General features: G+C 67.3%; 13 protein-coding genes. 5 read left to right on the top strand and 8 right to left on the bottom strand.

Going from position 1 to position 15,098, the window contains the following annotated elements:
• The first annotated feature begins 108 nt into the window (after nucleotides 1–108).
• Nucleotides 109–1,575: an MFS transporter gene (locus Q8N19_RS15810; protein ID WP_305592295.1), complete on the top strand. Its 1,467-nt coding sequence runs from the start codon at nucleotides 109–111 to the stop codon at nucleotides 1,573–1,575.
• Between the two features lie 11 nt (nucleotides 1,576–1,586).
• Here Q8N19_RS15810 and Q8N19_RS15805 read toward each other — a convergent pair whose 3' ends face one another.
• On the bottom strand, nucleotides 1,587–2,816 hold the full coding sequence (locus Q8N19_RS15805; protein WP_305592293.1) for a TetR/AcrR family transcriptional regulator: 1,230 nt from the start codon (nucleotides 2,814–2,816) through the stop codon (nucleotides 1,587–1,589).
• A gap of 122 nt (nucleotides 2,817–2,938) precedes the next feature.
• Nucleotides 2,939–3,727, bottom strand: coding sequence for an SDR family oxidoreductase (locus Q8N19_RS15800; protein ID WP_293322402.1), 789 nt, complete (start codon nucleotides 3,725–3,727; stop codon nucleotides 2,939–2,941).
• A gap of 181 nt (nucleotides 3,728–3,908) precedes the next feature.
• Here Q8N19_RS15800 and Q8N19_RS15795 point away from each other — a divergent pair, with 181 nt between their 5' ends.
• The 4 genes from Q8N19_RS15795 to Q8N19_RS15780 all read left to right on the top strand — a co-directional run bounded on the left by Q8N19_RS15795 (nucleotide 3,909) and on the right by Q8N19_RS15780 (nucleotide 8,157).
• Nucleotides 3,909–5,987 carry a 3-hydroxyacyl-CoA dehydrogenase NAD-binding domain-containing protein gene (locus Q8N19_RS15795; protein WP_305592290.1) on the top strand — a complete coding sequence of 693 codons (2,079 nt, stop codon included), beginning with the start codon at nucleotides 3,909–3,911 and terminating at the stop codon, nucleotides 5,985–5,987.
• Nucleotides 5,988–6,026: 39 nt separating this feature from the next.
• Complete coding sequence (locus Q8N19_RS15790; protein WP_305592288.1) at nucleotides 6,027–7,229, top strand: acetyl-CoA C-acyltransferase; 1,203 nt, start codon at nucleotides 6,027–6,029, stop codon at nucleotides 7,227–7,229.
• Nucleotides 7,230–7,409: 180 nt separating this feature from the next.
• Nucleotides 7,410–7,649, top strand: coding sequence for a DUF2061 domain-containing protein (locus Q8N19_RS15785; protein ID WP_305592286.1), 240 nt, complete (start codon nucleotides 7,410–7,412; stop codon nucleotides 7,647–7,649).
• Nucleotides 7,650–7,677: 28 nt separating this feature from the next.
• The gene (locus Q8N19_RS15780) at nucleotides 7,678–8,157 is read left to right on the top strand and encodes a Dps family protein (RefSeq protein ID WP_305592284.1); all 480 of its coding nucleotides are present in this window, start codon (nucleotides 7,678–7,680) and stop codon (nucleotides 8,155–8,157) included.
• A 3-nt stretch (nucleotides 8,158–8,160) separates the two neighbouring features.
• Here Q8N19_RS15780 and Q8N19_RS15775 read toward each other — a convergent pair whose 3' ends face one another.
• The 6 genes from Q8N19_RS15775 to Q8N19_RS15750 form a co-directional block, all read right to left on the bottom strand.
• Nucleotides 8,161–8,949, bottom strand: a complete 789-nt coding sequence (locus tag Q8N19_RS15775) for an alpha/beta fold hydrolase (protein ID WP_305592282.1) — start codon at nucleotides 8,947–8,949, stop codon at nucleotides 8,161–8,163.
• Nucleotides 8,950–8,955: 6 nt separating this feature from the next.
• Nucleotides 8,956–10,446 carry an autotransporter outer membrane beta-barrel domain-containing protein gene (locus tag Q8N19_RS15770; protein WP_305592280.1) on the bottom strand — a complete coding sequence of 497 codons (1,491 nt, stop codon included), beginning with the start codon at nucleotides 10,444–10,446 and terminating at the stop codon, nucleotides 8,956–8,958.
• 198 nt (nucleotides 10,447–10,644) lie between these two features.
• On the bottom strand, nucleotides 10,645–13,185 hold the full coding sequence (locus Q8N19_RS15765) for a TonB-dependent receptor (protein WP_305592278.1): 2,541 nt from the start codon (nucleotides 13,183–13,185) through the stop codon (nucleotides 10,645–10,647).
• 135 nt (nucleotides 13,186–13,320) lie between these two features.
• Nucleotides 13,321–13,935, bottom strand: coding sequence for a TetR/AcrR family transcriptional regulator (locus tag Q8N19_RS15760; RefSeq protein WP_305592276.1), 615 nt, complete (start codon nucleotides 13,933–13,935; stop codon nucleotides 13,321–13,323).
• An 85-nt stretch (nucleotides 13,936–14,020) separates the two neighbouring features.
• The gene (gene ybaK / locus Q8N19_RS15755) at nucleotides 14,021–14,491 is read right to left on the bottom strand and encodes a Cys-tRNA(Pro) deacylase (protein WP_305592274.1); all 471 of its coding nucleotides are present in this window, start codon (nucleotides 14,489–14,491) and stop codon (nucleotides 14,021–14,023) included.
• A 117-nt stretch (nucleotides 14,492–14,608) separates the two neighbouring features.
• A complete protein-coding gene (locus Q8N19_RS15750) occupies nucleotides 14,609–15,025 on the bottom strand; it encodes a hypothetical protein (RefSeq protein ID WP_305592272.1) in 417 nt (138 codons plus the stop codon).
• Nucleotides 15,026–15,098: the final 73 nt, after the last annotated feature.

Genomic DNA, 15,098 nt, shown 5'->3' with positions numbered 1-15,098 from the left:
TCCGCGGCCTTGCCCGCGGACCCGGCACGGACCTAGATGCAGCCTGGCCTCGAGGCCGCAGTTCCCCCGCGGCCCGCTCCCGGTCGCGCCCGGCCGCAAGGATGCTCCGTGACCGAAAGCGCCGTCCGCCCCACGCCCAAGAAGCTCAGCCTGCCCACCAAGCTGTTCTACGGCTTCGGCACCGTCGCCTTCGGGGTGAAGGACCAGGGCTTCTCCTACCTGCTGCTGATCTTCTACAATCAGGTCATCGGCATGCCGGCCCACATGGTGGGTCTGGTGATCATGATCGCCATGATCTTCGACGCCATTTCCGACCCGCTGATCGGCCAGGTCTCGGACAATTGGCGTTCCCGCTGGGGCCGCCGACACCCGTTCATGTACGCCTCGGCCATTCCGGTGGCGATCACCTATGGCCTGCTGTGGAACCCGCCCGAGCTCTCCCAGACGGGCCTGTTTGTCTATCTGCTGGTGGTGGCGGTGATGATCCGCACCTTCATCACCCTCTATGAGATCCCCTCCACCGCGCTGGCCGCCGAGCTGACCTCGGACTATGACGAGCGGACCAAGGTGCTCAGCTACCGCTATTTCTTCGCCTGGTGGGGCGGGCTGACCATGACCCTGCTGGCCTTCCAGGTCTTCCTGCGGCCCAGCGCCGAGCATCCGGTGGGCCAGCTGAATCCCGATGGCTATGTGGCCTATGGGACCACCGCAGCCGCAGTCATGCTGCTGGCCATCCTGGTCTCAGCCATCGGCACCCACCGGCATATCCCTGAACTGGTCACCCCGCCCAAGCGCAAGCTGACCGTGGTCCAGGTGATCAAGGAGATGGCGGGCACCCTGTCCAACCGCTCCTTCCTGGTCCTGATCATGGCGGGCCTGTTCAACGCCATGGCGGGCGGCCTCGTCCTGTCGCTGAACCTCTATTTCAACACCTATTTCTGGGAGCTGTCGGCGGTCGAAATCTCGCTGTTTGCCGTGGCCAACTTCATCTCCGCAGCGATCGCCTTCGGCCTGGCCGCGCCGCTCTCGCTGCGCATGGGCAAGAAGAACGCCGCCCAGCTGGCCAAGGTGCTGTCCTTCTTCGTGGGCTCGGCGCCGATCACCCTGCGGCTGCTGGGGGTCTTTCCCGAGAACGACAACCCGGTGATCATTCCGATCCTGTTCGTCCAGACCATGCTGTCCACCGGGCTTTCGATCACCGCCTCGATCCTGATCTCCTCGATGATCGCCGATGTGGTGGAGGACTCCGAGCTGAAGACCGGCCGGCGCTCGGAAGGGCTGTTCTTCGCCGCCGCCAGCTTCGTCAACAAGTCGGTCTCCGGCATCGGCATCTTCGCCTCCAGCATGATCCTGCTGGCCATCGCCTTCCCGCAGAACGCCCGCCCCGGCGAGGTGCCCGAGGAGGTGATCCGCAATCTTGGGATGCTCTATGTGCCCCTGCTGGGCGCCCTGCTGGCCGCCGCGGTCGGCTTCGTCGCCTTCTACAGCATCACCCGCGACAAGCATGAGGCCTCGGTCCGCAAGCTGGCGGCCGAGGCTGGCGCCGACGGGATCGAGACACCCGGCCCGCAGTAACGGGCCAAATCTCAGCTGCGGAAGATGCCCATCAGCATGGGCCGCACGAAGACCGCCGGCGCCGCCTTCTGGCGGACGCCCGGCACCCAGAAGGCCAGCTCGGCGCCGGCGTTCAGGGTGGCGTTGAGCATCTGGGCGGCGATGAAGGGATCCACCGGGCGGATGGAGCCCTCGGCGATGCCGTCGGAGATCATCGAGGCGAAACGGTCGGAGATCCGGTTGGAGTGCTGCACCATCTCCTCGCGGATGGCCTCGGGCAGGGCCGACAGGGCCGAGGAGCGCAGCAGGGGGCCGTAATCCGACAGCTGGTATTCGGCCAGGGCCGCCCCAGCGCTGGCCAGCTTCGTCCACTGGTCGCCGTCCTTGGACATGACCAGACGCTGGACCCGCCGCATGACCTCGTAGCTGCGCTCGAAACAGGCCACGACCAGGTCATCCTTGGCGTCGATGTGGTGATAAAACGATCCCTTGGTGACATTGAGCTCGGCCGAGATCCGGTCCACCGAGGCGCCGCGATAGCCGTGGGTGTTGATCAGCCGCGTCGCCGCCCGCAGGAAGGCGTCCCGGCTCATTTCAGGTCCCTCGCCGGGCGCCAGTTCGGCCATGGGCGGCAGGCGGGGCTCCCAGCTCGCCCCCTCCACCGCCAGGCCATTGAGCAGGATGTCGACCATCCGCAGCTGGATCCGGGGGTAGTCCTCCGGATCGTACTTGGGCAGCCAGAAGGCCGCCCAGGAGATCTGTTCCAGCAGCATGTGGGTCCGGGCCGTCCGCCGGCCCCTCGTCAGGGAGGCCAGCTCCGGAGCCTCGAAGATCTGCCGCATCCGGCGGAAGGCCTTCATATAGGCGGCGAACACCTCGCTCCTGCGGGGCTGGCTCAGCGCGCGGATGTCCGAGAGCGCCGGAAGGGGCGGCGCCAGGCCCTGCGCCGTCAGCCGCAGGCGCTCCAGATGCAGTTCGAAGATCCGCTCCAGTCGCACAGCCGGCGCGTCGCCGGCTTCGGCGCTGGCGGCCAGATGGATCAGCCAGTCGACCCCGCGCATCAGGCAGGCTGCGGCCAGGTCGTCCTTGCGCTTGAAATAGTAGGTCACGCTGGTGGTGGACAGGCCCACCGCGCCCGCCGCCAGGCTCAGGGTCAGGCCCTTCACCCCCTTCTGGTTCAGGATCAGGGTCGCGGCGTCGAGAATGTCCTCGCGCTTGCGCTCGTATCGATCCGTCGCCCGGGCGGCGTTGCGTTCAGCCATGGAAATGGCGGCTCCATATCCCGCGCCTGCGCCGGGAGACGCAGGGGAAGGGGTCGTTCCATCTATCGAAACCCGGCGGCCGGCGCAAAGCGCCCGCACGCCGGATCGCGAGGTCATTCGTCTCAGCCGATGGCGCCGACCGTGGCCAGGGCCACGCCGCCGTCGACGGCGATGGTTTCGCCCACCACATAGTTGCCGGCCCGGCTGGCCAGGTAGATGGCCGCGCCGGCCATATCCTCGTCGCGGCCGATGCGGCGGGCGGGAATGGCCTTGGCCACAGCGTCCCCATGGTCGCGGGCGGTGCGGTTCATCTCAGAGGCGAAGGCGCCGGGCGCAATGGCGCTGACGACGATGTTGTCGGCGATCAGCCGGGCGGCCAGCCGGCGGGTCAGATAGATCAGCCCCGACTTGGACGCGTGATAGGAATAGGTGTCCTGAGGGTTCAGGCGGATGCCGTCGATCGAGGCGATGTTGATCACCTTGGCTGGCTGATCGTGGGTCCCGGCCTTCTTCAGGGCCACGTGCAGGGCCTGGGTCAGGAAGAAGGGGGACTTGAGGTTCAGGTCCATCACCTTGTCCCAGCCGTGCTCGGGGAACTCCTCGAAGGGCGCGCCCCAGGCGGCGCCGGCGTTGTTCACCAGGATGTCGAGCTTGTCTTCCCGCTCCTCAAGCGCCTTGGCGAGCGCCTGGCAGCCAGCCACAGACGAGACGTCCTGCGGCAGGGAGATGCAGGTCCCGCCCCCTTGCGACAGCTCCTCGGCGGCCGCATCGCAGGCGTCGGCCTTGCGCGACGAAATATAGACCTTGGCCCCCTGGGCCAGGAAGCCGGCGGCGATCATCTTGCCGATGCCGCGCGAGCCGCCGGTGACGAGGGCGGTACGCCCCTGGAGGGTGAAGAGATCGAGCGCCATGATGCGCCTCCTGTGCCTTGCGTTTCCCTTGCGCCACCGCCCCTGGACGGGACGAGGGACGCGGTGATCGGCGGCGAGCCCGATTGACTCGCCCCCTTCCGGTCAGGCCTATAACACGCGTTTGAATCAGCCAGGTCGCCCGTCCGAGAAGCGGCCCCATGGAAATGTCTTGAGGACGCGCATGAGCCAGATCAATCCGGTCACCGACCTGACCCTCGACGGCGACGTCGCCGTCATCACCCTGAACTCGCCGCCGGTGAACGCCCTGTCGGCGGCCGTCCGCCAGGGTCTGTTCGACGCCTTCACCCAGGCCAATGCCGAGGCCGCCGCCAAGTCGATCGTGCTGATCTGCGATGGCCGCACCTTCATCGCCGGCGCCGACATCACCGAATTCGGCGGCGCCATGGCCGGCGCCTCCCTGCCGCAGGTGCAGGAGGCCATCGAAGGCTCCTCCAAGCCGGTCGTCGCCGCCATCCATGGCACGGCGCTGGGCGGCGGTCTGGAAGTGGCGCTTTGCGCCCATTACCGCGTGGCCGTGCCCTCGGCCCGCCTGGGTCTGCCCGAGGTCAATCTCGGCCTGCTGCCTGGCGCTGGCGGCACCCAGCGCCTGCCCCGGGTGGTCGGCGTCGAGACCGCTCTGGCCATGATGACCTCTGGCCGCCATGTGCCGGCCAAGGAAGCCAAGGCGCTCGGCCTGGTGGACGAGCTGGTCGAGGAAGGCCAGCTTCGCGAGGCCGCCCTGGCCTTCGCCCGCAAGGTGGTCGCCGAGGGCCGCCCCCTCGCCAAGATCCGCGACCAGAACGAGAAGCTTGAGGCCGCCAAGGGCAAGCCCGAGATCTTCGCCGCCTTCCGCAAGGCCAATGCGCGCAAGTTCCGCGGCTTCCTGGCCCCGGAATACAATATCCGCTGCATCGAGGCCGCGGTGAACCTGCCCTTCGAGGAGGGGCTGGAGGTCGAGCGCAAGCTGTTCCTGGAACTGATGAGCGGCTCGCAGTCGGCGGCCCAGCGCTACGCCTTCTTCGCCGAGCGCCAGGCCCAGAAGATCCCCGACGTGGCCGACGACACCCCGGTCATCCCGGTGAACAAGGTGGGCATCATCGGCGCCGGCACCATGGGCGGCGGCATCGCCATGAACTTCGCCAATGTCGGCATCCCGGTGGTGCTGATCGAGGTCAAGCAGGACGCCCTCGATCGCGGCCTGGCCACCATCCGCAAGAACTATGAGCGCACCGCCTCCCGCGGCGGCATCACGCCTGAGCAGGTCGAGGAGCGCTGCGCCCTGATCACCGGCTCGCTCCAGATGGAATCGCTGTCCGACGTCGACCTCGTCATCGAGGCGGTGTTCGAGCGCATGGACATCAAGAAGGACATCTTCACCAAGCTGGACGCCATCTGCAAACCCGGCGCGATCCTGGCCACCAACACCTCGGGCCTGGACATCGACGAGATCGCCGCGGTCACCAAGCGTCCGGAAAGCGTCATCGGCCTGCACTTCTTCTCGCCGGCCAATGTCATGAAGCTGCTGGAGATTGTCCGCGCCGACCACACCAGCAAGGAGGTCATCGCCACCTCCATGAAGCTGGCCAAGAAGATCGGCAAGGTCGCCGTCCTGGTGGGCGTCTGCCCGGGCTTTGTGGGCAACCGCATCCTCGGCCAGCGTCAGCGCGAGGCGCAGAAGCTGGTCATGGAAGGCGCCATGCCCTGGGATATCGACCGGGTCCTCTACGACTTCGGCTTCCCCATGGGCCCCTTCGCCATGAGCGACTTGGCGGGCCTCGACATCGGCTGGGTCAAGGAACGCTCCAAGGGCGAAAGCATCCGCGACGTGCTGTGCGAGATGGACCGCCGCGGCCAGAAGACCGGCGCGGGCTACTACGACTATGACGAAGCCCGCAACGCCAAGCCCTCGCCTGTGACCGAGCAGGTCATCAAGGACTTCATCGTCAAGACCGGCGCCAATCCCCGGGACGTTTCCGACGAGGAGATCCTGGAACGCTGCATCTATCCGATGATCAATGAGGGCGCGAAGATCCTCGAAGAGGGCAAGGCCATCCGACCCTCAGACATCGATGTGGTCTGGCAGAACGGCTATGGCTGGCCGGTCTATCGCGGTGGACCCATGTGGTATGGCGACCATGTCGGCCTGCCCAAGGTGCTGGCCAAGATGCAGGAATTCCACGCCAAGATGGGCGACCAGTTCAAGCCCTCGCCCCTGCTGGAAAAGCTCGTCGCCGAAGGCAAGTCCTTCAAGGACCTCTAAGCCCCTCCCCGAACACCTAAGAGAAGCAGGATCATTTCCATGCGTGAAGCAGTCATCGTCTCCGCCGCGCGGACCCCCATCGGCAAGGCCTATCGCGGCGCCTTCAACAACACCACCGCCCCCACCCTGGGCGGCCACGCCATCGCCGCGGCCGTCGCCCGGGCCAAGATCGACCCGGCCGAGATCGACGACGTGGTCATGGGCGCCGCCCTCCAACAGGGCACGACCTCGCAGAACATCGGCCGCAACGCCGCCCTGCGGGCCGGCCTGCCCAACACCGTCTCGGGCATGTCCATGGACCGCCAGTGCTCGTCGGGCCTGATGGCGGTGGCGACGGCCGCCAAGTACATCACCCAAGACGGCGCGCCGATGGCCATCGGGGCTGGCCTAGAATCCATCTCGCTCGTGCAGAACGACAAGATGAACCTGTTCCGCGCCCGGGACGAATGGCTGGCCGAGCATGTGCCGGAACTGCAGACCTCGATGATCGAGACCGCCGAGATCGTCGCCGACCGCTACAAGATCAGCCGCGAGGCCCAGGACGAATACGCCCTGCAGTCCCAGCAGCGCACCGCCCAGGCCCAGGCCGAAGGCCGGTTCGCCATGGAAATCGTGCCGATGACCACCACCATGATGGTCTTCGACAAGGCCACCGGCCAGGCCTCGGAAAAGGAAGTCACCATCGCCCAGGACGAGGGCAACCGTCCCCAGACGACGCTGGCTGACCTGCAGAAGCTGCAGCCGGTCTTCAAGGGCGGCCGCTATGTCCAGGAAGGCAAGTTCGTCACCGCCGGCAACGCCAGCCAGCTGTCAGACGGCGCGGCTGCCCTGGTGCTGATGGAAGCCAAGGAAGCCGAGAAGCGTGGCCTGGAGCCCCTGGGCGCCTATCGCGGCATGGCTGTGGCCGGCTGCGGTCCGGAAGAAATGGGCATCGGCCCGGTCTTCGCCATTCCCAAGCTGCTGGCCCGCAACGGCCTGAAGGTCGAGGATATCGACATCTGGGAGCTGAACGAAGCCTTCGCCTCGCAGCTGCTCTATTGCCGTGACACGCTCGGCATCGACAACGACAAGCTCAACGTCTCGGGCGGCGCCATCTCCATCGGCCACCCCTACGGCATGACCGGCGCCCGCTGCACGGCCCACATCATGTACGAAGGCAAGCGTCGCGGCGCGAAATACGGCGTCGTCACCATGTGCGTCGGCGGCGGCATGGGCGCGGCGGGCCTGTTCGAGATCTTCTAAGTCTCGACCCTTCACAACACGCCGATCAGGGGCTGCTCCATCCGGGGCGGCCCCTTTTTCGTGTCCGCAGAGCCGTCGTTCCTTTGATGCAGATATTTTTCTGCGAATTATTTGCAACTAACCCTTCCGCGGCGCCATTGATACGCTATATGCAAATCGTCGCCACGAAAGGCTGAGACGATGAAGAAGACCGCCGCCAAGACCCTGACCTACAGCGTCATGCACCTGATCGTGGCCTTCACCGTGGCCTACGTACTGACCCGAGATTGGCGGGCGGCCCTGGCGATCGGCATGGTGGAGCCCATATTCCAGACCATCGCCTTCGCCCTGCATGAGCGCGCCTGGTCAAAGGCTGAGGCCCGCGCCGCCGCCGCGAATGGCGGAACCCTAGCCGTGGCCAGCCGTTCGATAGCAAGCTGAGCCGTAAGACACCAAAGGAGCTGATTTCATGGCCGAGAAGATCAAGACCGGACTGGACGCCGAGGACCGCAAGGCCGTCGCCCAGGCCCTTTCGCGGATGCTGGCCGACACCTATGCGGTCTATCTCAAGACCCACGGCTTCCATTGGAACGTCCGCGGTCCGAACTTCTCGTCCCTGCACGCGCTCTTCATGGAGCAGTACACCGAGATGTGGCAGGCCATCGACACCGTGGCTGAGCGCATCCGTGCGCTCGGCGAACTGGCGCCGCAGGGCTATGGCGCGTTTGGCAATCTCAGCTCGATCAAGGACGGCGACCCCGAGGGCGACTCCCAATCGATGCTCCAGGCCCTGACCAGCGACCATGAAACGGTGATCGCCACGTGCCGCGAGGCCCTGACCCTGGCCCAGAAGGCGGACGACGAGGCCAGCGCCGGCATCATCACCGACCGCCTGGAAGCCCACGAGAAGCACGCCTGGATGCTGCGCGCGACGCTCGGCGGCAAGTAGGCCTCAAGGCTGGAGCTTGAGGCGCGCGGCGATCTCATCGACGCGGGCTGCCCAGCAGCAGTCATGACGCTCCGGCCAGGTCTCCACCTGGCCCTGCGGCCCGGCCAAGCGCCGGGCCGTTTGCTTTACGACCGCCGGACGAACCATCGGATCAAAGGCGCCGGACAGATGGACTTGCGGCGCCGGAATGGGCTGCAAGTCGGCAGGGTCGAGGCCCTCCAAGGGGCTCAGGCCCCGGCTGGCCGTCCAGGCCTCGACATCCAGCGGCGCGGCGAGGGTCACGAGACCAGCGAGATCGTCCCGCCGGGCGCCGACCAGGGCGGCCATCACCCCGCCCCCCGACCAGCCCACCAGCACCAACTTCTCCGCCCCGGCCCGGGCCATCAGCGCGCTGACCGCAGCGTCAGTCATGGCCACGGCCTCTTCCGAGAACCGGTGGGTGGTCCAATGGGCGGCCTCGCAGGCGGCGTCCTTCACATACTGGCAGGGACGTCCCAGCCAGGCCGCGGGACCTGGCCAGACCTTGGCGAGCTCCAGCCCCACGGCCCTTGTGGGCGTAGGATCGGCGCTCGCCCGACCATGACGGTCATGGGCCCGGCCATCGCCCTCGATCACAATGGTCAAGGTGGAGGCTGGCTCGTCCACAGACGGCATGGCGGCGGCGAGGGTTCGCCCCGCCGCCGCCACTTCGAACCGCATCCATCCATCACCCAGGGGGTCGGCGTGTCGGGCGGCGACGGGGGATGCGATCAGCAGCGGCGCCAGGAACAGGGGTGTCAGGCGCCGCCACATGGGAGATCAGAAGGCCCGGCGCAGGGTCACGCCGAAGGTCGACTGGGACTCGTTGGACTTGCCCACCAGCACCTGTCCGGTGAAGGCCAGGCTGAACATGTCCGAGACCGGAATGGCCACGCCCGCCCCGATCAGGCCGTAGTCGGTGTCGACCCCAGGCGCGCCCTCGGTCTCGTGGTTCAGGCTGGCCGAGACATAGGGCAGCCAGGCCCCGCCGGTGTAGAAGAGCGACGCGCCGCCCGACAGGACGGTCATGTCCACATCATTGCCGGCGATCGGCCGGTTGGCGTTGTCCTGATAGGCGTCGGTTTCCGAGGAGGAGACCGACACCCCGACGCCGGGGGTCAGAACCCAGTTGTCGCCCAGGGCGAACTGCGACTCCGCCGAGATCGAGCCCACCAGCTGGGTGCGGTCGGTGGTCCCGAAGCTGCGCAAGGCCCCGGCCACACGGCCATACTCCACCTCTGAGGCGCCATAGGCCACCGAGGCGGTCAGGCGCAGGGCGGGATCCTGCGACCAGCTGGCGTAGAGGCCGCCGGTCCAGCCGTCGGACTTGTAGCTGGCGTTGGTCCCCTCCAGGTCGATCTGGTTGTGGGCGACGAAGCCGCCGAGGATCACGTCGCCGGTGCTGACATCGAGGCCCAGCGCCACGGCGCCGCCATAGCCGTCCTGGCCCGAGCCCGGCCGGCTGTCCTCCACATAGGTCCCGGTGGCGTTGATCCAGACGCCGGCGGTGGGCGCGCCAGCCCCGGCCGAGGCGCCGCGATAGCCCTCACGCTCGGTGCGCTGCATGGGCGCCTGCGCCTGGAGGGCGGCCATGCCGATGGCGCGAAGGCGACCGTTCACGAACCCGTCCAGGCTGCCGACCCCGATGCGGTCGCCGATCAGGGCCATGAACAGCTGGTCGGCTTCAGCGAAGCTGATCAGGGCCTGCTCAGGCACAGAGAGGCGCACCACCGAGCCGTCCGGATTGGTCACGGTGATGGATCCGTCATTGATGACCGGCGGCGTGGTCGGGGTCGTGGGGGTCGTAGGCGTGGTCGGCGGCGTCGTCGGCGTCGTGGGGGTGGTGGGCGTCGTTGGCGGCGTCGTCGGAGGGGTGGGGGTGGTCGGCGGCGTGACCGGCGGGGCCGGCGTCGTCGAGGGTTGCCCGAAGGCCACCGCGCAGGCGCCGGTGCCGGTCACCGCCTGGGTCACGGTGTTCACCTGACAGGTGAACGGCGTGGTGGTTCCGCCCTGGCTGATGGTGCCACGGTAATCGATCACGCCTGCGCCCGGCGCGACGCTGGTGAAGTTCACCGTCGCCGGGTTGTTCCCGAAATCGGGACCGCCGCTGATCTGGATGGTGATGTCATTGAGGCCGCGAATGGTCGTCACGACCTGCGTGCCGTCCGTCAGTGTGACGGTGCTGTTGGCCGCCTGGGCGAGCGCGACGCTCGCCGGCGCCGAGACCGCCAGAACGATGGAGGTAAAGAGACCGGCTGCGATCAATCGCATGATGAAGAACCCCTGTGAAAGCGTGTGCGAAACTGTCGCACCTGCTCCACCACGGGTTGGTCGGGGGGCGCATGATCCAAGTGGACTATGCGCGTGTGTCGAGCGAAGCCTGAGGCCAGCAGACCACCGTGGGCAGACAGAAAAGGGCGGCGCGGAAATCCCGCGCCGCCCTCAATGCTGATCCAAGCCTGATCGGGCTTAGAAGCGGTACTGCAGCTCCACCCCGAAGGTGCGGGGGAAGTTGAGCTTCACCGTCTGACGGAAGGTGCCAATTCCGGTGACAGCCGACGGAGTCGAGCTCTGATAGGCAACCTCATCGGTGGCGTTCTTCACATAGCCGATGATCGTGAAGCGATCCTCGACATCCTTCCAGAGGGCCCGCAGGTCGATATTTTCGTTCGACGGCGCGGTGTAGCGCGGCGAGCCGAACACGCCGGTCTGCATGTCATCGGTATAGGTGTAGGTCACCCCCAGCGTCAGGCTGCCGGGCGTGAAGTCCATGGTGTAGTTGCCGCCCAAATTGACCTTGTGTTCCGGGGTCATGGGAAGACGGCTGCCCACCAGGCTCTGATTACGGCTGCCATTGGCCAGCGGCGCGCCCACCGGGCGGGAGTTGGCCTGGAGCGCCCGCGGATCATTGGTGTCCACGTAGCAGCAGCCTTCGGTGATCTCGGCGTTGATATAGGCATAGCTGCCGAACAGCTGCAGGCCCTGGACCGGGGCCCACTGACCTTCGACCTCGAGACCCCAGTTGCGGGCCTCCAGATTGAGGAACTGGGTGCCCGTGGACCCTGTGGTAGAGTTCAGAACCACGGTGAGCGGGGCCTGGAAGCCCTGATAGTCGGCGTAGAACAGGGCCGTGTTGAGCTGGAACACCCCGCCCCAGGTCTTCTTCAGACCCAGCTCGTAGTTGTCCACATACTCAGCGTCAGCATAGGGGAAGGGCGTCAGGCCGTTGGAGGCCAGCCACCCGCCCGACTTGTAGCCGCGGCTGTAGCGAAGGTAGGCGTTGGTGTCGACGTCGGGCTGCCACTGCACGCCGAGGGTGCCGGTGAAGGCGTCGTATTCGGCGTTCAGGTCCCGCACAAGCCCGCCGCCGGGCGCCGCCCGCAGGTTGCTGTAGAGCGGATTGGCCAGGCAGGTGGCGATGGTCGGCCCGCCACAGACCACGAAGGTGGTGAAGTCGACCGCCAGGCCCTGACCCACGGCGGCGGGGACGCCGCCAGCCGCCAGAACCGTGGTGGTGGTGTTGGTCCGTGAGACGTAGCGGGCGAAGTCAGTGCCGGTCTTCTCGTCCTTGGACCAGCGCAGGCCAGCCGTCAGGGTCCACTGCTCGTTCAAATCGTAGTCGACCTGACCGAACACGGCGTAGGAATCGACCTCAAGCGTCCCGTCCACAAACAGATAATTGCCATTCGGGTTCGGGGGAGCCGCGCCGCCCGTCGCCAGGTTCAGCGGGGACAGCATCGCCGGATCGCCGAGGACCCGCAGGCCCTGGGGCTGCGAGTAGTTCTGGTGATACTGGTAGAGGCCGGTGATCCACTGCAGCGGGCCGTCGGAATTGGACGACAGGTTGATCTCGTTCGACCACCACTTCTGATCCTCTTCGTAGAAGAAGCGCTGGTTCGGTGAGACATTGGTCGCCGTATAGGCGCCAAACGGCGTCGCGGCCGGGATGCTGTAGTTGCCGGTCCGGGCCGAGCGGTCCTCGTCGCCGTTGGTGTTGTAGACATACTCCTGATAGCCGGCGAGGTACTTCAGGGTCGCGCCGCCGAGATCCCAGGTCAGGTCGAAGTGCAGGCGATTGTGGTCGCTGAGCTTGCCCTCGTTGGTCTGGTTGGTGTTGATCCGGTACTCATCGGCCGTGCTCGGATTGATCCCGGCGAAGCCGAAGGTCGGGTTGTAGTAGAGGGCCGAGTTGCCCAGACCGGTGATCGAGGTGGTGTCGTAGGGCGAGATCACCGCCTCATGCACGTTGCCGACGCCGTAGGAGTCGTCCCAGTCGAACTTGGTGTAGCGCAGGCGCGCCACGATGTTCTCGCCCAGGTCGGCCTCGACCTGCGCCTCGAACATCCAGCGCTTCACCGCGCTGGTGTCGCCGGCCGGGCCGACGTTCTCGATGAAGCCCTCTTCCCGACGCTGCAGGGAGCCGCCGACCAGGAAACGGAGGCCCTCGGTCACCGGGCCGCTCATCAGCAGGTCGGTCTGCCAGGTGCCGTAGTTGCCCACCGCGCCGCGGAACTCGCCTTCGAACTCATAGGCGGGCCGCTTGCCGATGATGTTCAGGGCGCCGCCGACAGAGTTACGGCCATACAGGGTGCCCTGGGGGCCGCGCAGGATTTCGGTCCGCTCGATGAACAGGGACGGGGTCGAGGAGTCCGCCATCGAGTTGGAGAAGATGCCGTCGGAATAGAGGGCCACCGACGGGTCGGTGCCGATGGCGTTGGTCAGGCGACCGAAGCCCCGGATCGAGAGACGGTCATTGTTGGTGTAGGCCACGCTAGGCGAGTTGCGGGCCAGGTCCTCGACCGTGGCGATCCCTAGAAGGTCGCGCCGCTCGCTGGTGTAGGCCGTCACGGCGACGGGCACATCCTGCAGGCTCTGATCGCGGCGCTCGGCGGTGACGACGAGCTCCTCAAGCATGGTGGCCTGCTGGGCCAAGGCTGGCGTCGCTGCGGCGATCGCCGCGGTAGAGGCGCCCATGATGAATAGGCTGCGCAAGCGCAGGATGTTGGTCATTGTTTTCCTCCCAGCCGCCGCAGGCTCTTGATTGGCCCGTCGTGCGAAGTTGATAAGGATCAAGCTGGAACAGTCGAACACTGTTCGGATAGGCGAAAATTCATTAGGGGGCGCCAGCGCCCGTTACAGGCGAATTCAGGGTCGGGAGACCAGGGTTTCCAGGCCAAGAACCGCCTCGCGGACCGTCTCGCTGTCCAGCCGACCAGGGCCGCCGCGGGCCAGGGCCAGGGCGGCGATTCCCCGGGCGCAGGCCCAGATCGCCTGGGCGACCTGCCGGATCGCCTCCGGCTGGGCGGTGGATTTGAAGTCTTCTCCCGCGGCGCGGATCATCTCGGCGAAGGCGGCGGTCTCCGCCTCTTCCACCTCTTCCCTGCGGCCGACATCGCGCATTTCGTACATCAGTCCATAGAGGGCCGGGCGCGCCCGGACGAAGCCGAGATAGGCCATACCGGCGGCTCGAATTCCGCTGACCTCACCCCGGCCGTCGGTGGCGGCCCGCAGTTGCGCGGCGAGATCGCGGAACCCTTCAGCCGCCAGACCGGCCAGGAGGGCGTGCTTGTCGGCATAGTGGTAATAGACCGTGCCCAGGGCGACGCCGGTCCGCCGGGCGATCGCCCGCAGGCTGAGCGCCGAGGCGCCTTCTGTCTCCAGGAGCGCGCTGGCCGCAGACGACAGCTGCGAGCGGACATTGCCCACATGATAGCTGCGTCGCCGCGCCAGCACCGCCGAGGTGGTCGCCGTCGTACCCATCTGCCCTCCGGGATGACGAGTGAACATCGGTAACCTACGCCCGTTGACGCTACGTCGCCAAAGCCTTTGCTTCGGCGCCGTTGCGTCAGGTGAAAGAGGCGGTCCGGGCGTCCGACGCCGTGATCAGGTCGCGCGGCGCCAGGCGGATCTGCAGGCCCCGCTGGCCGCCGTTGACGAACACCTGGGCGAGGTCGAGGGCGCAGGCTTCCACCAGCACGGGCGCGGGGTGGCGCTGGCCCAGGGGGCTGATGCCGCCGACCCTGTAGCCGGTGGCGCGTTCGGCGGCGTCAGGCGGCATCATCTGGGCGGCCTTGCCGCCGACCGCCTGGGCGAGCCGCTTCAAGGACGCGTCCCGGTCGGATGGCACCACGGCGCACAGGGCCTGGCCATCCACAAGCACCATCAGGGTCTTGAGCACCTGCCCCGGATCAACCCCAAGGGCCGTGGCGGCCTGCAGGCCAATCTTCCCCGGCGCCGGGGCATAGTCGTAGACATGCAGGGCGTAGGCGACGCCGGCGCGGTCAAGGGCGCGGGTGGCGGGGGTGGCTTTCGACATGGCCGGCCCCTTGAACCGCCGCGGGGGGCGGGTCAAGGCGGCGGCGAAACTGAGCCGGGGCCGCGCCCGGCATCCGGGCCTGGAACAGGGTGGGCGGGAACATCCAGCGCGACGGGCTCATCGACGCCCCCCCTGAACGGTCCGCAGAACCGGCCGGGCGGCCGGCGCCTGCCAGAGGTCTTCATCGTCCCAGGCGTCCTCCCACCAGTCGGGACCTGACTGAGCCTTGTGGCGAAGCGGCGCGTCGTCGATCACCCGCACCACCTCGGCTTCGGCCTCATCCCAGATGACGGCCAGGTCGAGGCTGCGGGCGGCCTCGGCGGCGTTTAGCCGCCCGGCCTCGCGCAGCTCGGCGGCGCGATAGGGCGACAGGGACCGGCGCACCCGGCGGGGTGTCAGGCGAGTCTCCAGGTCAGCATGGGTCAGGACCGCGGCGATCAGGTCGGCGCCCGGCGCCTCGGGACGGGGGGCGAGGTCCAGCAGCGGGGCGGCGGCGCTGGACCGACGGCGGGATGGGGTGCGGGCGGCGCGCATGGGGTGTCTCCGTTTCCTCTCGACACCCTGGACCCTAGAGGGGGGATGCGTCAGAATCGGACGCAGGAGAATC

It is taken from the genome of Phenylobacterium sp., assembly GCF_030693405.1.
In the GTDB taxonomy this organism is placed as follows: Bacteria; Pseudomonadota; Alphaproteobacteria; order Caulobacterales; family Caulobacteraceae; genus Phenylobacterium.
Note: the sequence above shows the minus strand (reverse complement) of the source record. Positions and strands in the feature narration are given on the sequence as shown.

Coding starts and splice junctions, on each gene's coding strand:
- Q8N19_RS15780 (WP_305592284.1), top strand. CDS start 7,678: ATGGCCGAGAAGATCAAGACCGGACTGGACGCCGAGGACCGCAAGGCC.
- Q8N19_RS15775 (WP_305592282.1), bottom strand. CDS start 8,949: ATGTGGCGGCGCCTGACACCCCTGTTCCTGGCGCCGCTGCTGATCGCA.
- Q8N19_RS15800 (WP_293322402.1), bottom strand. CDS start 3,727: ATGGCGCTCGATCTCTTCACCCTCCAGGGGCGTACCGCCCTCGTCACC.
- Q8N19_RS15795 (WP_305592290.1), top strand. CDS start 3,909: ATGAGCCAGATCAATCCGGTCACCGACCTGACCCTCGACGGCGACGTC.
- Q8N19_RS15760 (WP_305592276.1), bottom strand. CDS start 13,935: ATGGGTACGACGGCGACCACCTCGGCGGTGCTGGCGCGGCGACGCAGC.
- Q8N19_RS15805 (WP_305592293.1), bottom strand. CDS start 2,816: ATGGCTGAACGCAACGCCGCCCGGGCGACGGATCGATACGAGCGCAAG.
- Q8N19_RS15770 (WP_305592280.1), bottom strand. CDS start 10,446: ATGCGATTGATCGCAGCCGGTCTCTTTACCTCCATCGTTCTGGCGGTC.
- Q8N19_RS15750 (WP_305592272.1), bottom strand. CDS start 15,025: ATGCGCGCCGCCCGCACCCCATCCCGCCGTCGGTCCAGCGCCGCCGCC.
- Q8N19_RS15790 (WP_305592288.1), top strand. CDS start 6,027: ATGCGTGAAGCAGTCATCGTCTCCGCCGCGCGGACCCCCATCGGCAAG.
- Q8N19_RS15785 (WP_305592286.1), top strand. CDS start 7,410: ATGAAGAAGACCGCCGCCAAGACCCTGACCTACAGCGTCATGCACCTG.
- Q8N19_RS15765 (WP_305592278.1), bottom strand. CDS start 13,185: ATGACCAACATCCTGCGCTTGCGCAGCCTATTCATCATGGGCGCCTCT.
- ybaK (WP_305592274.1), bottom strand. CDS start 14,491: ATGTCGAAAGCCACCCCCGCCACCCGCGCCCTTGACCGCGCCGGCGTC.